The sequence below is a fragment of the Jiella endophytica genome, assembly GCF_004519335.1.
In the GTDB taxonomy this organism is placed as follows: Bacteria; Pseudomonadota; Alphaproteobacteria; order Rhizobiales; family Rhizobiaceae; genus Jiella; species Jiella endophytica.
In genome coordinates this window covers 233,684-251,232 of the sequence record NZ_SOZD01000005.1, presented here as the reverse complement: position 1 = coordinate 251,232, position 17,549 = coordinate 233,684, and the positions used below count along the sequence as shown (strand labels likewise).

Genomic DNA, 17,549 nt, shown 5'->3' with positions numbered 1-17,549 from the left:
GACCTTACTTCTTCTTGCCTTCCTTGCGGACGATCTTCTCGGCCGCGTACTTCACGCCCTTGCCCTTGTAGGGCTCGGGTCCGCGATACTCGCGGATCTCCGCGGCGACCTGGCCGACGCGCTGCTTGTCGATGCCGGTCACGACGATCTCGGTCGGCTTCGGCACGGCGATCGAGATGCCCTCGGGCGTCTGGTAGACGACCTCGTGGGAAAAGCCGAGCGACAGCTGCAGGTTCTTGCCCTGCATGGCGGCACGATAGCCGACGCCGTTGATCTCGAGCTTCTTCTCGAAACCGGTCTTCACGCCGGCGAAGATGTTCTCGATCATCGTGCGGGACATGCCCCACTTGGAGCGGGCAACCTTCGACTGATCGCGCGGGTCGACCTTGACCGCCCCGTCTTCCATCTTCACCAGCACTTCGTCATTGACGACGAAGGCAAGCTCGCCCTTCGGGCCCTTGGCCTTGACGGTCTGGCCGTCCACCGAGGCGGTGACGCCATCGGGAATGGCCACCGGCTTCTTTCCAATACGGGACATCTTCGAAACCCTGTCCGTTTCGTGCACGGCTGCCATCTGCCCTTTGAGAGGCGACATACCATGCGTTGCTCAAAATGCCGACGGGCGACCGGCGAACCTTCAGGGTTCGCGAGCGCCCGTCCTATGGCACGATTTTCGCCGCGTCAGAAGACCCGGCAGAGAATCTCGCCGCCGACGTTCTGTTCGCGCGCGGCGTGATCGGCCATCACGCCCTTCGGCGTCGACAGAACCGAAATGCCGAGGCCGTTGGCGACCTGCGGGATCGTCCTCGCCGAAACGTAGACGCGGCGGCCGGGCTTGGAGACGCGGCCGATCTCGCGGATCACCGGCTGGCCCTCGTGGTACTTCAGCTCGATCTCGAATTCGGACTTGCCGTTTTCGAATTCGGTCTGGGTGTAGCCGCGGATGTATCCCTCGTCCTTGAGGACGTCGAGAACACGGCCGCGCAGCTTCGAGGCCGGGGTCGAGACCGAGGACTTGTTGCGCAGGACCGCGTTGCGGATGCGCGTCAGCATGTCGCCAAGCGGATCAGACAAAGACATGACGAAGCCTCCTTACCAGCTCGACTTGACGATGCCGGGGATCTGGCCGTTGTTGCCGAGTTCCCGGAGTGCGATACGGCTCATCTTGAGCTTGCGATAATAGGCGCGCGGCCGACCGGTCACTTCGCAGCGATTGCGGATGCGGACCTTCGAACCGTTGCGCGGCAGCTCGGCGAGCTGCAACTGCGCCTTGAAACGCTCCTCCATGGAAGCGTCGGCATTCTTGGTGATCGCCTTCAGAGCAGCCCGCTTGGCGGCGAATTTCGCCACCATCTTCTGGCGGTGCTTGTTCTGTTCGATCATGCCCTTCTTGGCCATTTTGTCGTCCTTTGCTCGTCTGCCGTTACTAGCGTCAGTTGGCTCGGAAGGGGAAGTTGAACGCCTTGAGAAGGGCGCGCGCTTCCTCGTCCGACTTGGCCGTCGTACAAACGATGATGTCCATGCCCCACATCTGATCAACCTTGTCGTAGTTGATCTCGGGGAACACGATGTGCTCCTTGATGCCCATGGCGAAGTTGCCACGGCCGTCAAAGCTCTTGGGGTTGAGGCCCCGGAAGTCTCGCACGCGTGGCAGAGCGATCTGGATCAGCCGATCCAGGAACTCGTACATCTTCTCGCGGCGCAGCGTCACCTTGCAGCCGATCGGCATGCCCTCGCGGACCTTGAAACCGGCGATCGACTTGCCGGCGCGGGTGATCACCGGCTTCTGACCGGCGATCCTGGCGAGGTCCTCGGCGGCGACCGAAGGCTTCTTGGAGTCGCCGGTGGCTTCACCGACGCCCATGTTGATGACGATCTTGTCGAGGCGCGGAACCTGCATGCCGTTCTCGTAGGAGAACTGGTCCTGCAGGGCCTTGCGGATGTCCTCGCGATAGACGCGCTTGAGGCGAGGCTCGTAGGTGGCGGCTTCAGCCATTGATCTCTTCCCCCGAACGCTTGGCGACGCGCACCTTGGTGCCGTCCTCGAGAGTCTTGAAGCCGATCCGGGTCGCCTTGCCGTCCTTCGGGTCGGCGACCGCCAGGTTCGACAGGTGAATCGGTGCTTCCTTGGTGATGATGCCGGCTTCCTGCGAAGCGGTCTGGCGCTGATGGCGCTTGACCATGTTGACGCCGCGCACCAAAGCGCGATCGTCCTTCGGCATCATCTTGATGACTTCACCCGACCGGCCCTTGTCCTTGCCGGCGAGCACGACGACGGTGTCGCCTTTGCGGATCTTCTGCATCGTCCGCTCTCCTCTTAAAGAACTTCGGGGGCGAGCGACACGATCTTCATGTGGTTCTTGCCGCGAAGCTCGCGGGGAACCGGGCCGAAGATACGCGTGCCGATCGGCTCTTTCTTGTTGTCGATGAGAACCGCAGCGTTCTTGTCGAAGCGGATCACCGAACCGTCGGCGCGGCGGATGTCCTTGGCGGTACGAACCACCACGGCCTTCATCACGTCGCCCTTCTTCACACGGCCGCGCGGGATCGCCTCCTTGACGGACACGACGATGACGTCGCCGACCGAGGCGTATTTCCGCTTCGAGCCGCCCAGCACCTTGATGCACATGACACGACGGGCGCCAGAATTGTCGGCGACGTCGAGGTTTGTTTGCATCTGAATCATGTCAGACCGCCTTCAAAAGCTTGCCGCCGGACGCGTCCCATGTCTGGGCGGGCCGGCGCATTCGTTCAACTTGCTGCTTGCGTCGTCGACGCGCTGGAAACGACGATCCAGCTCTTGTCCTTCGAGATCGGCCGCGACTCCTCGATCGAGACGATGTCGCCGACCTTGTGCGCGTTGCTCTCGTCGTGCGCCTTGTACTTCTTCGACCGGCGCACGGTCTTCTTCAGGAGCGGATGGGCGAAACGGCGTTCCACCAGCACCACCACCGTCTTGTCGTTCTTGTCGGAGACCACCGTCCCCTGCAGGATGCGTTTCGGCATATTCTGGTCCTTTAGGCCTTGGCGGTGTCCGCCTTGGCGCGTGCGATCGTCTTGATCCGGGCGATGTCGCGACGGACCTGGCGCACGCGCGCAGTGTTCTCGAGTTGACCCGTGGCCCGCTGGAAACGCAGGTTGAACTGCTCTTTCTTCAGCTTGGCGAGCTCGTCGGTGAGTTCGTCCTGGGTCATCGATCTGACGTCGGAAGCTTTCACGTCAAACTCTCCTTATTCCGCGATGCGCTGAATGAAGCGCGTGCGCACCGGAAGCTTGGCGGCACCGAGCCGCAGCGCCTCACGGGCGATATCCTCGGGCACGCCGTCGATCTCGAACATCACGCGGCCGGGGTGAACCCGGGCCGCCCAATAGTCGACCGAGCCCTTGCCCTTACCCATGCGGACTTCCGTCGGCTTCGACGTCACCGGAAGATCCGGGAAGATCCGGATCCACACCCGGCCCTGACGCTTCATCTGACGGGTGATCGCGCGGCGGGCCGCCTCGATCTGGCGGGCGGTGACCCGCTCCGGCTCCACGGCCTTCAGGCCATAGGCGCCGAAATTGAGAGCCGTTCCACCCTTGGCGGTACCGTGAATGCGTCCCTTGAACGCTTTCCGGTACTTCGTACGCTTTGGCTGCAGCATCCATCCAACTCCGAATTCTTATGGGCGCTCAGGCGTGCTCGCGGCGACGGCCGCCACTGCCCTGGCTGTCACCCTCGACCTGACGGCGCTCGGCGGCCATCGGGTCGTGCTCGAGGATCTCGCCCTTGAAGATCCAGACCTTGACGCCGCAGATGCCGTAGGCGGTCTTCGCCTCGGCAGTCCCGTAGTCGATGTCGGCGCGCAGCGTGTGCAGCGGCACCCGGCCCTCGCGGTACCATTCGGTACGGGCGATCTCGGCGCCGCCGAGACGGCCGCCGCAATTGATGCGGATGCCCTCGGCGCCGAGGCGCATCGCCGACTGGACGGCCCGCTTCATCGCCCGGCGGAAGGCCACGCGGCGCTCCAGCTGCTGGGCGATCGACTGGGCGACCAGCGTCGCGTCGATCTCGGGCTTGCGCACCTCGACGATGTTGATGTGCGTCTCGGCCTTGGTCATCGAGGAAAGCTTCTTGCGGAGCTTCTCGATGTCGGCGCCCTTCTTGCCGATGACGATGCCCGGACGCGCCGAGTGGATCGTGATGCGGCACTTCTTGTGCGGACGCTCGATGACGATCTTGGAGACCGCCGCCTGCTTCAGCTCGTCCATCAGATAGCGACGGATCTCCAGGTCCTCGTGGAGGAGCTGGCCGTACTCACCCTTGTTCGCGAACCAGCGCGAATCCCAGGTGCGGTTGATGCCGAGCCGAAGACCGGTCGGATTGATTTTCTGACCCATCTTATGCGGCCTCCTCGATTTCCTCGACCTCGCGCACGACGATCGTCAGATGCGCGAAGGGCTTCTCGACACGGCTCGCGCGGCCGCGGCCGCGGGCGTGGAAGCGCTTCATGGTGATCGACTTGCCGACATAGGCCTCGGCGACGACGAGGGCGTCGACGTCGAGGTCGTGGTTGTTCTCGGCGTTCGCGATGGCGCTTTCCAGCGTCTTCTTGACCGTCTCGGCGATCCGCTTGCGCGAGAAGGTCAGATCGGCGAGAGCCCGGTCGACCTTCTTGCCGCGGATCAGCTGAGCCACGAGATTGAGTTTCTGCGGGCTGACGCGGATCGAGCGGGCAACCGCCTTCGCCTCGTTATCCGCAAGCCGACGCTCGGCTTTCGCCTTGCCCATGGTTTACTTCCTCTTCGCCTTCTTGTCGGCGCCGTGGCCGTAATAGGTGCGGGTCGGTGCGAACTCGCCGAACTTGTGTCCGATCATGTCCTCGTTGACCGAGACCGGAATGTGCTTGGAGCCGTTGTAGACGCCGAAGGTCAGACCGACGAACTGCGGCAGGATGGTCGACCGCCGGGTCCAGATCTTGATGACGTCGTTGCGACCGCTCGAACGGGCCTTGTCGGCCTTCTTGAGAAGAAAGCCATCGACGAACGGGCCCTTCCAGACAGAACGTGCCATTGAAAGTTTCCCTTACTTCTTGCGCTGATGGCGCGAGCGCATGATGAACTTGTCGGTCGACTTGTTCTGGCGCGTGCGCTTGCCCTTGGTCGGCTTGCCCCACGGGGTGACCGGATGGCGGCCGCCCGAGGTGCGGCCTTCACCACCGCCGTGCGGATGGTCGACCGGGTTCATCGCGACGCCGCGAACATGCGGCCGCTTGCCGAGCCAGCGCGTCCGGCCGGCCTTGCCGAGATTGATGTTGCCGTGATCGGGGTTCGACACGGCACCGACCGTCGCGAAACACGACGACGGCACGAGACGCTGCTCGCCCGAGTTGAGGCGCAGGATCGCCATGCCCTGGTCGCGGCCGACGAGCTGTGCGTAGGCCCCGGCGGAGCGTGCGATCTGGCCACCCTTCTCCGGCTTCATCTCCACATTGTGGATGATGGTGCCGACCGGGATCGCCGAAAGCGGCATCGCGTTGCCCGGCTTCACGTCGACGCCCGACAGGCCGGCGATCACCGTGTCGCCGGCGGCGAGACGCTGCGGCGCCAGGATGTAGGCGAGCTCGCCGTCCTCATAGCGGATCAGCGCGATGAAGGCGGTGCGGTTCGGATCGTATTCGAGCCGCTCCACCGTGCCCGCGACATCCAGCTTGCGACGCTTGAAGTCGACGACGCGATAGGTCCGCTTGTGGCCGCCGCCCTGATAGCGGGCGGTAACGCGGCCGGTGTTGTTGCGCCCGCCCTTCTGGGACAGACCCTCGGTCAGGTGCTTGACCGGCTTGCCCTTGTGCAGGCCCGAACGGTCGACGATGACCAGCTGGCGCTGGCTCGGCGTGTTCGGCTTGAAATTCTTCAGTGCCATCTGCCTATTCCTCCGGTCCCGCTCAGAGTCCGGTCGAGACGTCGATCGACTGGCCCTCGGCCAGGGTCACGACGGCTTTCTTCTGGTCGCTCTGACGGCCGATCCGGCCCTTGAAGCGCTTGACCTTGCCCTTGCGGACGAGGGTGTTCACGGCGGTGACCTTGACGCCGAAGAGGCTCTCGACCGCCGCCTTGATCTGCGGCTTGGTCGCCGTGCCCGGCACGTTGAAGACCACCTGGTTCGCTTCCGAAAGAAGCGTCGACTTCTCGGTGATCACCGGCGAGGTGATCACGTCGTAATGGCGCAGATCGATCATTTGAACCGCTCCTCGAGAGCCTCGACTGCGGCCTTCGACAGGACCAGCGTCTGCCGGCGCAGGATGTCGTAAACATTGATGCCCTGCACCGGCAGGACGTCGATGTGCGGAATGTTGCGGGCCGAGCGCGAGAAGTTCTCGTCGAGCTCAGAGCCGCCGATGATCAGCGCATTGGCAAGACCGAGATCGGCAAAACGCTTCACCGTCGCCTTGGTCTTGGCGTCGGCCGCCTTCAGCTCGTCGACGACGACGATGCCGCCGGACTTCGCCTTGGCCGACAAGGCATGCTTCAGCGCCAGCGCCCGGAACTTCTTCGGAAGCTCGTGCGAGTGGTCACGCGAGACCGGGCCATGGGCCTTGCCGCCGCCGCGGAACTGCGGCGCGCGCGCCGAGCCGTGACGGGCCCGGCCGGTGCCCTTCTGCCGGTACAGCTTGGCGCCGGTGCGGGCGATCTCGGCGCGGCCGAGCGACTGGTGCGTGCCCTGCTGACGCTTGGCGAGCTGCCAGCGAACCATCCGCTGCAGGATGTCCTCGCGCGGGTCGAGACCGAAGATCTCGTCCGCCAGCGTCACCTTGCCGGCATCCTTGCCGTCGAGGCTCTTGATCGTGATGTCCATTACTCAGCCCCCTCGGCTTCGCTCGCTTCGGCCGGAGCCGCATCGTTCGCAGCCTGGCGCAGCGCAGCCGGCTTCGGCGCGTTGTCCGGCAGCGAAGCCTTCACCGCGTCGCGGACCTCGATCCAGCCGCCCTTCGAACCCGGCACGGCGCCGCGAACGAGGATCAGGCCCTTCTCGGGGTCGGTGCGAACGATCTCGAGGTTCTGGGTGGTCACCCGAACCTGGCCCATGTGGCCGGCCATCTTCTTGTTCTTGAAGACCTTGCCGGGATCCTGGCGCTGACCGGTCGAACCGTGCGAACGGTGCGACACGGACACGCCGTGGGTGGCCCGCAGGCCGCCGAAATTGTGCCGCTTCATCGCACCGGCAAAGCCCTTGCCGATCGAGGTCCCGGTCACGTCGACGATCTGGCCGGGGACGAAATGATCGGCGGTGATCTCGGCACCGATGTCGATCATGTTGTCTTCCGAGACGCGGAACTCGACGAGCTTGCGCTTGGGCTCGACGGAGGCCTGGGCGAACACGCCGCGCATGGCCTTCGACGTATTCTTCACCTTGGCGAGACCGGCGCCGAGCTGAACGGCGGTGTAGCCGTTCTTCTCGCGGGTCCGCTGGGCGACGACCTGAAGGTTTTCGACCTTCAGGACGGTGACCGGAACATGCTCGCCGGCGTCGTTGTAGACGCGGGTCATGCCGACCTTCTGTGCAATCACACCTGAACGCATGGGGCGTTATCCTTCCCGTGCTCTGATCAGAGCTTGATCTCGACGTCGACGCCGGCGGCGAGGTCGAGCTTCATCAGCGCATCGACCGTCTGCGGCGTCGGATCGACAATGTCGAGAAGCCGCTTGTGGGTGCGCATTTCGAACTGCTCGCGCGACTTCTTGTCGATGTGCGGCGAGCGGTTGACGGTGAACTTCTCGATGCGCGTCGGCAGCGGGATCGGTCCGCGCACATTCGCGCCCGTGCGCTTGGCCGTCGAGACGATCTCGCGCGTCGAAGCGTCGAGGACCCGGTGGTCGAACGCCTTCAGACGGATGCGGATATTCTGGCCGTTCATGTTCTATTGTCCTCTGTCGGAAGCGACCGGCAAGCCAGCCCTTTTCCGAGCGCTTGTCATTCTTCTCATCAGCCAAATCGAGCGCGGGAAGCTTCTCCCGCCCGCCCCTTCAAGGAAGGGACGAAACGGCCGGCGCTTGCGGCCCGCAAGGGGCCCCGGCGCGCCGGCCGAAGACGCGTTTCCTACTCGACGATCGCGGCGACGATGCCGGCGCCGACGGTGCGGCCACCTTCACGGATCGCGAAGCGCAGGCGCTCTTCCATCGCGATCGGCACGATCAGCGTGACGTCCATCGTCACGTTGTCGCCCGGCATCACCATCTCGGTGCCCTCGGGCAGCGTGCAGACGCCGGTCACGTCCGTCGTGCGGAAGTAGAACTGCGGCCGGTAGTTGGTGAAGAACGGCGTGTGGCGGCCGCCCTCCTCCTTGGTCAGGATGTAGGCCTCGGCCTTGAACTTGGTGTGCGGCTTCACCGAACCCGGCTTGCACAGCACCTGGCCGCGCTCGACGCCGTCGCGGTCGACGCCGCGGATCAGAGCGCCAATGTTGTCGCCGGCCTGGCCCTGGTCGAGCAGCTTGCGGAACATCTCGACGCCGGTCACCGTCGTCTTCTTGGTGTCGCGGATGCCGACGATCTCGACTTCCTCGCCCACCTTGACGATGCCGCGCTCGACGCGGCCGGTCACCACCGTGCCACGGCCGGAGATCGAGAAGACGTCCTCGATCGGCATCAGGAACGGCTGGTCGATCGGACGCTCGGGCGTCGGGATGTAGGCGTCGACTTCCTTCATCAGCGCCCGCACCGCGTCCTCGCCGATCTCCTTGTTGCTATCTTCGAGGGCGGCCAGCGCCGAGCCCTTGATGATCGGGATGTCGTCGCCCGGGAACTCGTAGGACGACAGAAGCTCGCGAACCTCGAGCTCGACCAGCTCGAGCAGTTCCTCGTCGTCGACCTGGTCGACCTTGTTGAGGAACACGACGATCGCCGGAACGCCGACCTGGCGGGCGAGCAGGATGTGCTCTCTCGTCTGCGGCATCGGGCCGTCGGCCGCCGAGCAGACCAGGATCGCGCCGTCCATCTGCGCCGCGCCGGTGATCATGTTCTTGACGTAGTCGGCATGGCCCGGGCAGTCGACATGGGCGTAGTGCCGGTTCTCGGTCTCGTATTCGACATGCGCCGTCGAGATCGTGATGCCGCGCGCCTTCTCCTCCGGCGCCGCGTCGATCTGGTCGTAGGCGCGGTACTCGCCGAAGAACTTGGTGATCGCCGCCGTCAGCGACGTCTTGCCGTGGTCGACGTGTCCGATCGTGCCGATGTTCACATGCGGCTTGTTACGCTCGAATTTGCTCTTGGCCATAGTGCCACTCCATCTATTTCGTCTTGGCTCGACAGAGCCGAACAGTCAGGACCGTGAAGGTCTTCAGGCGTATTTCTTCTGGATCTCGTCGGCCACCTGGTTCGGGACCTGCTCGTAGTGATCGAACTGCATCGTGTACTGCGCGCGGCCCTGGGACATCGAGCGCAGCGTGTTGACGTAGCCGAACATGTTGGCGAGCGGCACCATGGCGTTCACCACCTGGGCGATGCCCCGGGGCTCGGTGCCCTGGATCTGGCCGCGACGGGAGTTCAGATCGCCGATCACGTCGCCGACATAGTCCTCAGGCGTCACCACCTCGACCTTCATCACCGGCTCGAGCAGCCGCGGACCAGCCTTCTGGATGGCTTCGCGGAAACCAGCACGAGAGGCGATCTCGAAGGCGAGAACCGAGGAGTCGACATCGTGGAACGCGCCGTCGATGAGCTCGGCCTTGATGTCGACCATCGGGAAGCCCGCGAGCGGACCCGACCCCATGACCGACTTGATGCCCTTCTCGACGCCGGGAACGTATTCCTTCGGCACCGCGCCACCGACGATCTTCGATTCGAAGGTGAAGCCCTCGCCGATCTCTGCCGGCTCAAAGGTCATCTTGACGCGGGCGAACTGGCCCGTGCCGCCGGTCTGCTTCTTGTGGGTATAATCCACTTCGGCACGGCGGGTGATGGTCTCGCGGTAGGCGACCTGCGGCGCGCCGACATTCGCCTCGACCTTGAACTCGCGCTTCATCCGGTCGACGAGAATGTCGAGATGAAGCTCGCCCATGCCGGCGATGATCGTCTGGCCGCTCTCCTCGTCGGTCTTGACGCGGAAGGACGGATCCTCGGCGGCGAGACGGTTGAGGGCGAGGCCCATCTTCTCCTGGTCGGCCTTGGTCTTCGGCTCGATCGCGATCTCGATGACCGGATCGGGGAATTCCATCCGCTCCAGGATGACAGGCTTCAGCGGATCGCAGAGCGTGTCGCCGGTGGTCGTGTCCTTGAGGCCGGCCAGAGCGACGATGTCGCCGGCATAGGCCTCGTCGATGTCCTCGCGGGAGTTGGAGTGCATCTGCAGCATGCGGCCGATGCGCTCCTTCTTCTCCTTGACGGTGTTCTGCAGGGACGAGCCCTTGCTGAGAACGCCGGAGTAGATGCGCGCGAAGGTGAGCGAACCGACGAACGGGTCGTTCATGATCTTGAAGGCGAGCATCGACAGCGGCTCGTCGTCGGACGACTTGCGGATCACCTCCTGCTCGGTCTTCGGATCGATGCCCTTGATGGCATGGACCTCGACCGGCGAGGGAAGGAAGTCGACGACGGCGTCGAGCAGCGGCTGCACGCCCTTGTTCTTGAAGGCCGAGCCGCAGAGAACCGGCGTAAACCAGACGTCGCAGGTGCCCTTGCGGATCAACCGGCGCAGCTCGTCGTTGGAGGGCATCTCGCCTTCGAGATACTTCTCCATCGCCGGCTCGTCGATCTCGACCGCCGCCTCGATCATCATCTCGCGATATTCTTCGGCCTGGGCCTTGAGGTCCTCGGGAATATCGAGGATGTCCCACTGCGCGCCGAGGGTCTCGTCGCGCCAGACCAGCGCCTTCATCTCGATGAGGTCGATGACGCCCTTGAGCTCGCTCTCCGCGCCGATCGGCAGCTGGATGACGATCGGACGGGCGCCGAGACGCGACTTGATCATCTCGACGCAGCGGAAGAAGTCGGCGCCGATCTTGTCCATCTTGTTGACGAAGATCATCCGCGGGACCTGGTACTTGTCGGCCTGGCGCCAGACAGTCTCGGTCTGCGGCTCGACACCGGCATTGGCGTCGAGGAGCGCGATCGCGCCGTCGAGCACGCGCAGCGAACGCTCGACCTCGATGGTGAAGTCGACGTGGCCCGGCGTGTCGATGATGTTGAAGCGACGCTTCTTGCCGTCACGACCCTGCCAGAACGTCGTCGTGGCAGCGGACGTGATGGTGATGCCGCGCTCCTGCTCCTGCTCCATCCAGTCCATCGTCGCGGCGCCGTCATGGACTTCGCCGATCTTGTGGGACTTGCCGGTGTAGAAGAGGATCCGCTCGGTGGTCGTCGTCTTGCCGGCATCGATGTGGGCCATGATGCCGAAATTGCGGTAGTCTTCGATCTTGTATTCGCGTGCCATGGGGCGATCGCCTTTCAGAAGGAAGTCAGGAATTACCAGCGGTAATGCGAGAAGGCGCGGTTGGCCTCGGCCATCCGGTGCGTGTCTTCCCGCTTCTTGACGGCCGAGCCGCGATTGTTCGCAGCGTCCATCAGCTCGCCGGACAGGCGGTCGACCATCGTCGTCTCGTTGCGGCTGCGCGCCGCGGTGATCAGCCAGCGGATCGCCAGAGCCTGGCGGCGCTCGGGCCGGACGTCGACCGGGACCTGGTAGGTCGCACCGCCGACGCGGCGGGAGCGGACCTCGACATGCGGCGCGATATTCTCGAGCGCCTGATGGAAGACCGCGACCGAATCCTGGCGGGTCTTGTCATGCACGACGTCGAAGGCACCGTAGACGATGCGCTCGGCGACCGACTTCTTGCCGTCGTACATCACGGCGTTCATGAACTTCGACACGACGAGGTCGCCGAACTTCGGGTCCGGATTGATCTCGCGCTTTTCGGCTCTGTGACGGCGGGACATTCTATCGTCTCTTCAAACTGATCGCGGGGGTCGATTACTTCGGACGCTTGGCGCCGTATTTCGAGCGCCGCTGCTTGCGGTTCTTCACGCCCTGCGTATCGAGCACGCCGCGGATGATGTGATAGCGCACACCGGGAAGGTCCTTCACGCGACCGCCGCGGATCATCACCACGGAGTGCTCCTGAAGATTATGACCCTCGCCCGGAATGTAGCCGATGACTTCGTAGCCATTGACGAGACGCACCTTGGCGACCTTACGAAGCGCCGAGTTCGGCTTCTTCGGGGTGGTCGTGTAGACGCGCGTGCAGACGCCGCGCTTCTGCGGGTTCGCCTCGAGAGCCGGAACCGTATTGCGCTCGGTCGGGCGCAGCCGGGGCTTCCGGATCAATTGGTTGATGGTCGGCATCCAACCTTCCTCTACAGTCTTCCAGTCCCAGGTTCATAACGAAACGCCTTCGCCCATTGCGAAGCGAGCTTCGCCATGCGCGAAGCCGGGCGTCGATCCGCTAGTCTAGCGGACGGCCCGGCGAAGAAGCAGAGGACCGCGAACGGTCATGCGCCAGAGATTGACGTCTCGTTGAACGAAACCTTGTTTGAGGCAGTGATTTCCCGGACGTGGCGTCAACAGGAAGGATTCGGCCTCACATCGGCTTTGTTGGGGGGTACCTAAACGTTCAGTTTCGCCCCGTCAAGCGCCCGAAACCGGTTTTGGCGGCCGATCGGCGGTGAAATCCGCAGATCAGCCATGCGTCAGCGCAATCTTTCGTAGTAGCCGACGGTCTTGGCGCCGCCATCGAGTGTGGCAGTGCCGACCTGCCGGAATTCCAGAGCTTCGTGGAAGCGGATCGAGCCGGGATTCGGCGGGGCGAGATTGATCTCGCAAACGATTCGAGGCGTCCCCGCAGCCTCCGCCGCCGCGAACACGGAATCATAGAGCGCTCTCGCGAGCCCTCTGCCCCGCGCGGCCGGCGCGACGACCACCCGGTCGACATAGACGAAGCGCTCGTATCGCTCCTTGAACCACAGGAAATTCGGGCTCTGATAGTCGCCGGTCTCGTCGAAGGCGACGACGAGGCCGCTCGCGTCGTCCGTCTGGCGGGCATGAAACGCGTTGGCGGTCAGCCGCTCGAAAGCCGCCGCATCGAGCAGCGAAAGCTCGGCTGCGTGGTCGTTGTTGAGGGCAAGAAGCTGCCCCCGGTCGGCTGCGCGCATCGGCAGGATCCGGGGACCGGTCGTCTCGCCGGTCCTGCCGCCAGTGTTCCTGTCTTCCGCCATGCCATCCGTCCCCTGCCCGCTCCTGCCGCCTTAGTTAGCAAAAGGCCGCCCCCGTTTCGGGAAGCGGCCTCTCGCCGATGTCGTGACTTTCGCCGAAGCCTTACTCCGCGGCGTCTTCCACCGAGGTGAGCATGCGGTCGGTCTCGGCGGCATTCGCCGCCTTGCGGCGATCCTCGAGGATGAGGTCGTCGCGCGAGCCGGCGATGCGGCGCATCTGGGTCATCATGCCGCCGGTGCCCGCCGGGATGAGGCGGCCGACGATGACGTTCTCCTTCAGGCCCTGCAGCGTATCCATCTTGCCGGCCACCGCGGCCTCGGTGAGGACGCGGGTGGTCTCCTGGAAGGAGGCCGCCGAGATGAAGGACGGCGTCTGCAGCGAGGCCTTGGTGATGCCGAGGAGGACAGGGTTGCCGGAAGCCGGCTTCTTGCCCTCTTCCTCCAGCCGCTCGTTGATCTCGGCGAGCTCGATCCGGTCGACATGGTCGCCCGGAATGTAGCCCGAGTCACCGGATTCGACGATCTCGACCTTCTGCAGCATCTGCCGGACGATGACCTCGATGTGCTTGTCGTTGATCAACACGCCCTGCAGCCGGTAGACCTCCTGGATCTCGTTGACGAGGTAGCTCGCGAGAGCCTCCACGCCGCGGATCGCCAGGATGTCGTGCGGCGCCGGATTGCCGTCGAGGATGTAGTCGCCCTTCTCGATCACGTCGCCTTCCTGAAGATGGAAGGGCTTGCCCTTCGGGATCAGGTACTCGACCGGCTCGACGCCATCCTCATGCGGTTCGATGATGATCCGCCGCTTGTTCTTGTAGTCGCGGCCGAACTTCACCGTGCCGTCGATCTCGGCGATCACGGCATTGTCCTTCGGCTTTCTCGCCTCGAACAGCTCGGCGACCCGCGGCAGACCACCGGTGATGTCCTTGGTCTTGGCGCTTTCCATCGGAATGCGCGACAGGACGTCGCCGGCCTTGACCTGTTGGCCGGGCTCGACCGAGAGGATCGCGTCGACCGACTGGAAGTAGCGGGCGTCCGAGCCTCGGGCGAGCTTGAGGATCTCGCCGTCCTTGCCCTTGATGACGATCGCCGGCTTCAGGTCAGTGCCGCGCGGGCTCGCCCGCCAGTCGATGACGGCACGCTTGGTGATGCCGGTCGACTCGTCGGTCTGCTCCGAGACGGAAACGCCGTCCACCATGTCCTCGAAGTCGATCGTGCCCTCGAGCTCGGTCAGCACAGGGCGGGTATACGGATCCCACTCGGCGATACGCTGGCCGCGGCGCACGGCATCGCCGTCGTCGACATAGACGCGCGAGCCGTAGGTGACGCGGTGCGAAGCGCGCTCTTTGCCGCTCGGATCCATGATCAGGATCGCCATGTTGCGGCCCATCGCCACCAGCTTGCCGTCCGAGTCCCGCACGACGTTGCGGTTGCGGATCTTCACCGTGCCCTCGTAGGACGCCTCGAGGAACGACGAATCCACCACCTGCGCGGTGCCGCCCATGTGGAAGGTACGCATGGTGAGCTGGGTGCCCGGCTCGCCGATCGACTGCGCCGCGATGACACCGACGGCCTCGCCCATGTTGACGGGCGTGCCGCGGGCGAGATCGCGCCCGTAGCAGGTGGCGCAGATGCCGGTGCGGATCTCGCAGGTCAGCGCCGAGCGGATCTTCACCGACTGGACGCCGGCCTTCTCGATCACCTCGACATCGGCTTCCTCGACGGTCCGCCCACCCGGAACGAGAACCTCGCCGGTCTGCGGATGCAGCACGTCCTCGAGCGCCGTGCGGCCGAGAATACGCTGGCCGAGGGTGGCGACGACCTGACCGGCGTCGACGATCGGCTGCATCGTCAGGCCGTTGGTGGTGCCGCAATCGGTCTGCGTGATGATGCAGTCCTGCGCGACGTCCACCAGGCGGCGGGTCAGATAGCCGGAGTTCGCCGTCTTCAGGGCGGTGTCCGCCAGGCCCTTGCGGGCGCCGTGGGTCGAGTTGAAGTACTCGAGCACGGTCAGGCCTTCCTTGAAGTTCGAGATGATCGGCGTCTCGATGATCTCGCCCGAAGGCTTGGTCATCAGGCCGCGCATCGCCGCCAGCTGGCGCATCTGGGTGGGCGAGCCGCGGGCGCCCGAATGCGACATCATGTAGATCGAGTTCATCGGCTTCTGACGGCCGTCCTCGCCGAATTCGACAGCCTTGATGCGGGCCATCATCTCCTCGGCGATCTTGTCCGTGCACTTCGCCCAGGCGTCGACGACCTTGTTGTACTTCTCGCCCTGGGTGATCAGGCCGTCATTGTACTGCTGCTCGTATTCCTTGGCGAGCGCCTGGGTCTCGCCGATCATCTTGGCCTTCGTCTCCGGGATCAGCATGTCGTCCTTGCCGAACGAGATGCCCGCCGTGCAGGCGTTCCGGAAGCCGAGCTGCATGATCCGGTCGCAGAAGATCACCGTCTCCTTCTGACCGCAGTGGCGATACACCGTGTCGATCATCTTGGAGATGTTCTTCTTCGTCATCAGCTGGTTGCAGATGTCGAAGGGGATCATGTGGTTCTTCGGCAGGAGCTCGCCGATCATCATGCGCCCCGGCGTCGTCTCGTGGATCGCCGAAACCGGGTTGCCCTCGGCGTCGACGGTCTTGAAGCGGCCCTTGACCTTGGAGTGCAGGGTCACCGACTTCGAGGCCAGCGCATGGTCGAGCTCGCCCATGTCGGAGAAGGCCATGCCCTCGCCCGGCTCGTTCTCGTTCATGATCGACAGGTAGTAGAGGCCGAGCACCATGTCCTGCGAAGGCACGATGATCGGCGCGCCGTTCGCCGGATGCAGGATGTTGTTGGTCGACATCATCAGGACGCGGGCTTCGAGCTGCGCCTCGATCGACAGCGGCACGTGGACCGCCATCTGGTCACCGTCGAAGTCGGCGTTGAAGGCCGTGCAGACCAGCGGATGCAGCTGGATCGCCTTACCCTCGATGAGCACCGGCTCGAAGGCCTGGATGCCGAGGCGGTGCAAGGTCGGCGCGCGGTTGAGCAGCACCGGATGCTCGCGGATCACCTCGTCGAGGATGTCCCAGACTTCCGGACGCTCCTTCTCGACCAGCTTCTTGGCCTGCTTGACCGTCGAGGAATAGCCCTTGGCGTCGAGCCGCGCATAGATGAACGGCTTGAACAGCTCGAGCGCCATCTTCTTCGGCAGGCCGCACTGGTGCAGCTTCAGTTCCGGACCGGTGACGATCACCGACCGGCCGGAATAATCGACGCGCTTGCCGAGCAGGTTCTGGCGGAAGCGGCCCTGCTTGCCCTTCAGCATGTCGGACAGCGACTTCAGCGGACGCTTGTTGGCGCCGGTGATGACGCGGCCACGACGGCCGTTGTCGAACAGCGCGTCGACGGCCTCCTGCAGCATCCGCTTCTCGTTGCGGATGATGATGCCGGGCGCCCGCAGCTCAATCAGCCGCTTGAGACGGTTGTTGCGGTTGATGACGCGGCGGTAGAGGTCGTTGAGATCCGACGTCGCGAAGCGGCCGCCGTCGAGCGGCACCAGCGGACGCAGGTCCGGCGGGATCACCGGCACGACCGTCATGATCATCCATTCCGGACGGTTGCCGGACTCCAGGAAGTTCTCGACGATCTTCAGCCGCTTCATCAGCTTCTTGGTCTTCAGCTCGGAGGTCGTCGAAGCGAGCTCCTCGCGAAGATCGGCTGCGATCTTTTCGAGATCCATCGAGGCGAGCAGGTCCTGGATCGCCTCGGCGCCGATCAGCGCGGTGAACGAATCCTCACCGAACTCGTCGATGGCGATCATGTACTCCTCTTCCGACAGGAGCTGATGCTCCTTCAGCGAGGTGAGGCCCGGCTCGGTGACGATGTAGTTCTCGAAATAGAGGACCCGCTCGATGTCCTTCAGGGTCATGTCGAGCAGCGTGCCGATGCGGCTCGGCAGCGACTTCAGGAACCAGATGTGGGCGACCGGAGCGGCGAGCTCGATGTGGCCCATGCGCTCGCGCCGCACGCGCGAGAGGGTGACCTCGACGCCGCACTTCTCGCAGATGATGCCCTTGTACTTCATCCGCTTGTACTTGCCGCACAAGCACTCGTAGTCCTTGATTGGACCGAAGATCCGGGCGCAGAACAGGCCGTCGCGCTCCGGCTTGAAGGTCCGGTAGTTGATGGTTTCCGGCTTCTTGATCTCGCCGAAGGACCAGGAGAGGATCTTTTCCGGGCTCGCCAGCGAGATCCGGATCGAGTCGAACGTCTGCGCCGCAGCCTGCGGGTTGAAGATGTTCATGACCTCTTGGTTCATGGCTTTCTCCTAATGGGGCATTCGCCCCTGAACGGCGGTGGCGAGGCCAACCGCTGAAAATCATCCT

23 protein-coding genes are annotated in these 17,549 nt (G+C 64.1%); all 23 read right to left on the bottom strand.

Going from position 1 to position 17,549, the window contains the following annotated elements:
• Window positions 1-4: 4 nt before the first annotated feature.
• Window positions 5-538: a 50S ribosomal protein L6 gene (gene rplF / locus E3C22_RS17130; protein ID WP_134759032.1), complete on the bottom strand. Its 534-nt coding sequence runs from the start codon at window positions 536-538 to the stop codon at window positions 5-7.
• A 143-nt stretch (window positions 539-681) separates the two neighbouring features.
• The gene (gene rpsH / locus E3C22_RS17125) at window positions 682-1,080 is read right to left on the bottom strand and encodes a 30S ribosomal protein S8 (protein ID WP_134759030.1); all 399 of its coding nucleotides are present in this window, start codon (window positions 1,078-1,080) and stop codon (window positions 682-684) included.
• A gap of 12 nt (window positions 1,081-1,092) precedes the next feature.
• Window positions 1,093-1,398 (bottom strand): 30S ribosomal protein S14, encoded by a 306-nt coding sequence (gene rpsN, locus E3C22_RS17120; protein WP_134759028.1) that lies wholly within the window; start codon window positions 1,396-1,398, stop codon window positions 1,093-1,095.
• Window positions 1,399-1,432: 34 nt separating this feature from the next.
• Complete coding sequence (rplE, locus tag E3C22_RS17115) at window positions 1,433-1,996, bottom strand: 50S ribosomal protein L5 (protein WP_134759026.1); 564 nt, start codon at window positions 1,994-1,996, stop codon at window positions 1,433-1,435.
• On the bottom strand, window positions 1,989-2,303 hold the full coding sequence (gene rplX / locus E3C22_RS17110; protein WP_134759024.1) for a 50S ribosomal protein L24: 315 nt from the start codon (window positions 2,301-2,303) through the stop codon (window positions 1,989-1,991). The genes rplE and rplX overlap by 8 nt, the downstream gene beginning before the upstream one ends.
• Window positions 2,304-2,317: 14 nt before the next feature.
• A complete protein-coding gene (gene rplN / locus E3C22_RS17105; protein ID WP_134759022.1) occupies window positions 2,318-2,686 on the bottom strand; it encodes a 50S ribosomal protein L14 in 369 nt (122 codons plus the stop codon).
• 65 nt (window positions 2,687-2,751) lie between these two features.
• A complete protein-coding gene (rpsQ, locus tag E3C22_RS17100; protein WP_134759020.1) occupies window positions 2,752-3,006 on the bottom strand; it encodes a 30S ribosomal protein S17 in 255 nt (84 codons plus the stop codon).
• Between the two features lie 11 nt (window positions 3,007-3,017).
• Window positions 3,018-3,218, bottom strand: coding sequence for a 50S ribosomal protein L29 (gene rpmC, locus E3C22_RS17095; RefSeq protein ID WP_134759018.1), 201 nt, complete (start codon window positions 3,216-3,218; stop codon window positions 3,018-3,020).
• A 12-nt stretch (window positions 3,219-3,230) separates the two neighbouring features.
• Window positions 3,231-3,644: a 50S ribosomal protein L16 gene (gene rplP / locus E3C22_RS17090; RefSeq protein WP_134759016.1), complete on the bottom strand. Its 414-nt coding sequence runs from the start codon at window positions 3,642-3,644 to the stop codon at window positions 3,231-3,233.
• 28 nt (window positions 3,645-3,672) lie between these two features.
• Window positions 3,673-4,380 (bottom strand): 30S ribosomal protein S3, encoded by a 708-nt coding sequence (gene rpsC, locus E3C22_RS17085; RefSeq protein WP_134759014.1) that lies wholly within the window; start codon window positions 4,378-4,380, stop codon window positions 3,673-3,675.
• Window position 4,381: 1 nt separating this feature from the next.
• Window positions 4,382-4,771 (bottom strand): 50S ribosomal protein L22, encoded by a 390-nt coding sequence (gene rplV, locus E3C22_RS17080; protein WP_134759012.1) that lies wholly within the window; start codon window positions 4,769-4,771, stop codon window positions 4,382-4,384.
• A gap of 3 nt (window positions 4,772-4,774) precedes the next feature.
• Entirely contained in the window at window positions 4,775-5,053 is a 279-nt protein-coding gene (rpsS, locus tag E3C22_RS17075; RefSeq protein WP_134759010.1) for a 30S ribosomal protein S19, read from the bottom strand.
• Window positions 5,054-5,065: 12 nt separating this feature from the next.
• On the bottom strand, window positions 5,066-5,902 hold the full coding sequence (rplB, locus tag E3C22_RS17070; protein ID WP_134759008.1) for a 50S ribosomal protein L2: 837 nt from the start codon (window positions 5,900-5,902) through the stop codon (window positions 5,066-5,068).
• Window positions 5,903-5,924: 22 nt separating this feature from the next.
• Window positions 5,925-6,218, bottom strand: a complete 294-nt coding sequence (locus E3C22_RS17065) for a 50S ribosomal protein L23 (RefSeq protein ID WP_134759006.1) — start codon at window positions 6,216-6,218, stop codon at window positions 5,925-5,927.
• Window positions 6,215-6,835 (bottom strand): 50S ribosomal protein L4, encoded by a 621-nt coding sequence (gene rplD / locus E3C22_RS17060; RefSeq protein ID WP_134759004.1) that lies wholly within the window; start codon window positions 6,833-6,835, stop codon window positions 6,215-6,217. The genes E3C22_RS17065 and rplD overlap by 4 nt, the downstream gene beginning before the upstream one ends.
• Complete coding sequence (gene rplC, locus E3C22_RS17055; RefSeq protein WP_134759002.1) at window positions 6,835-7,560, bottom strand: 50S ribosomal protein L3; 726 nt, start codon at window positions 7,558-7,560, stop codon at window positions 6,835-6,837. Before rplC ends, rplD begins: the two co-directional genes overlap by 1 nt.
• A gap of 26 nt (window positions 7,561-7,586) precedes the next feature.
• Window positions 7,587-7,895: a 30S ribosomal protein S10 gene (gene rpsJ, locus E3C22_RS17050; protein ID WP_007066362.1), complete on the bottom strand. Its 309-nt coding sequence runs from the start codon at window positions 7,893-7,895 to the stop codon at window positions 7,587-7,589.
• Between the two features lie 182 nt (window positions 7,896-8,077).
• Complete coding sequence (gene tuf / locus E3C22_RS17045) at window positions 8,078-9,253, bottom strand: elongation factor Tu (RefSeq protein WP_134761008.1); 1,176 nt, start codon at window positions 9,251-9,253, stop codon at window positions 8,078-8,080.
• A 63-nt stretch (window positions 9,254-9,316) separates the two neighbouring features.
• Window positions 9,317-11,407: an elongation factor G gene (gene fusA, locus E3C22_RS17040; protein WP_134763255.1), complete on the bottom strand. Its 2,091-nt coding sequence runs from the start codon at window positions 11,405-11,407 to the stop codon at window positions 9,317-9,319.
• 32 nt (window positions 11,408-11,439) lie between these two features.
• Window positions 11,440-11,910, bottom strand: coding sequence for a 30S ribosomal protein S7 (gene rpsG, locus E3C22_RS17035; protein WP_134763254.1), 471 nt, complete (start codon window positions 11,908-11,910; stop codon window positions 11,440-11,442).
• A gap of 34 nt (window positions 11,911-11,944) precedes the next feature.
• Window positions 11,945-12,316, bottom strand: a complete 372-nt coding sequence (gene rpsL / locus E3C22_RS17030) for a 30S ribosomal protein S12 (RefSeq protein ID WP_134763253.1) — start codon at window positions 12,314-12,316, stop codon at window positions 11,945-11,947.
• A 344-nt stretch (window positions 12,317-12,660) separates the two neighbouring features.
• A complete protein-coding gene (locus tag E3C22_RS17025; protein ID WP_245515050.1) occupies window positions 12,661-13,185 on the bottom strand; it encodes a GNAT family N-acetyltransferase in 525 nt (174 codons plus the stop codon).
• 100 nt (window positions 13,186-13,285) lie between these two features.
• The gene (gene rpoC, locus E3C22_RS17020; RefSeq protein WP_134763252.1) at window positions 13,286-17,482 is read right to left on the bottom strand and encodes a DNA-directed RNA polymerase subunit beta'; all 4,197 of its coding nucleotides are present in this window, start codon (window positions 17,480-17,482) and stop codon (window positions 13,286-13,288) included.
• Window positions 17,483-17,549 lie beyond the last annotated feature (67 nt).

What these genes read in the sequence shown, in the direction of transcription:
- rplF (WP_134759032.1), bottom strand. Translation starts at nt 538, where the DNA reads ATGTCCCGTATTGGAAAGAAGCCGGTGGCCATTCCCGATGGCGTCACC.
- rpsH (WP_134759030.1), bottom strand. Translation starts at nt 1,080, where the DNA reads ATGTCTTTGTCTGATCCGCTTGGCGACATGCTGACGCGCATCCGCAAC.
- rpsN (WP_134759028.1), bottom strand. Translation starts at nt 1,398, where the DNA reads ATGGCCAAGAAGGGCATGATCGAACAGAACAAGCACCGCCAGAAGATG.
- rplE (WP_134759026.1), bottom strand. Translation starts at nt 1,996, where the DNA reads ATGGCTGAAGCCGCCACCTACGAGCCTCGCCTCAAGCGCGTCTATCGC.
- rplX (WP_134759024.1), bottom strand. Translation starts at nt 2,303, where the DNA reads ATGCAGAAGATCCGCAAAGGCGACACCGTCGTCGTGCTCGCCGGCAAG.
- rplN (WP_134759022.1), bottom strand. Translation starts at nt 2,686, where the DNA reads ATGATTCAGATGCAAACAAACCTCGACGTCGCCGACAATTCTGGCGCC.
- rpsQ (WP_134759020.1), bottom strand. Translation starts at nt 3,006, where the DNA reads ATGCCGAAACGCATCCTGCAGGGGACGGTGGTCTCCGACAAGAACGAC.
- rplP (WP_134759016.1), bottom strand. Translation starts at nt 3,644, where the DNA reads ATGCTGCAGCCAAAGCGTACGAAGTACCGGAAAGCGTTCAAGGGACGC.
- rpsC (WP_134759014.1), bottom strand. Translation starts at nt 4,380, where the DNA reads ATGGGTCAGAAAATCAATCCGACCGGTCTTCGGCTCGGCATCAACCGC.
- rplV (WP_134759012.1), bottom strand. Translation starts at nt 4,771, where the DNA reads ATGGGCAAGGCGAAAGCCGAGCGTCGGCTTGCGGATAACGAGGCGAAG.
- rpsS (WP_134759010.1), bottom strand. Translation starts at nt 5,053, where the DNA reads ATGGCACGTTCTGTCTGGAAGGGCCCGTTCGTCGATGGCTTTCTTCTC.
- rplB (WP_134759008.1), bottom strand. Translation starts at nt 5,902, where the DNA reads ATGGCACTGAAGAATTTCAAGCCGAACACGCCGAGCCAGCGCCAGCTG.
- E3C22_RS17065 (WP_134759006.1), bottom strand. Translation starts at nt 6,218, where the DNA reads ATGATCGATCTGCGCCATTACGACGTGATCACCTCGCCGGTGATCACC.
- rplD (WP_134759004.1), bottom strand. Translation starts at nt 6,835, where the DNA reads ATGGACATCACGATCAAGAGCCTCGACGGCAAGGATGCCGGCAAGGTG.
- rplC (WP_134759002.1), bottom strand. Translation starts at nt 7,560, where the DNA reads ATGCGTTCAGGTGTGATTGCACAGAAGGTCGGCATGACCCGCGTCTAC.
- rpsJ (WP_007066362.1), bottom strand. Translation starts at nt 7,895, where the DNA reads ATGAACGGCCAGAATATCCGCATCCGTCTGAAGGCGTTCGACCACCGG.
- tuf (WP_134761008.1), bottom strand. Translation starts at nt 9,253, where the DNA reads ATGGCCAAGAGCAAATTCGAGCGTAACAAGCCGCATGTGAACATCGGC.
- fusA (WP_134763255.1), bottom strand. Translation starts at nt 11,407, where the DNA reads ATGGCACGCGAATACAAGATCGAAGACTACCGCAATTTCGGCATCATG.
- rpsG (WP_134763254.1), bottom strand. Translation starts at nt 11,910, where the DNA reads ATGTCCCGCCGTCACAGAGCCGAAAAGCGCGAGATCAATCCGGACCCG.
- rpsL (WP_134763253.1), bottom strand. Translation starts at nt 12,316, where the DNA reads ATGCCGACCATCAACCAATTGATCCGGAAGCCCCGGCTGCGCCCGACC.
- E3C22_RS17025 (WP_245515050.1), bottom strand. Translation starts at nt 13,185, where the DNA reads ATGGCGGAAGACAGGAACACTGGCGGCAGGACCGGCGAGACGACCGGT.
- rpoC (WP_134763252.1), bottom strand. Translation starts at nt 17,482, where the DNA reads ATGAACCAAGAGGTCATGAACATCTTCAACCCGCAGGCTGCGGCGCAG.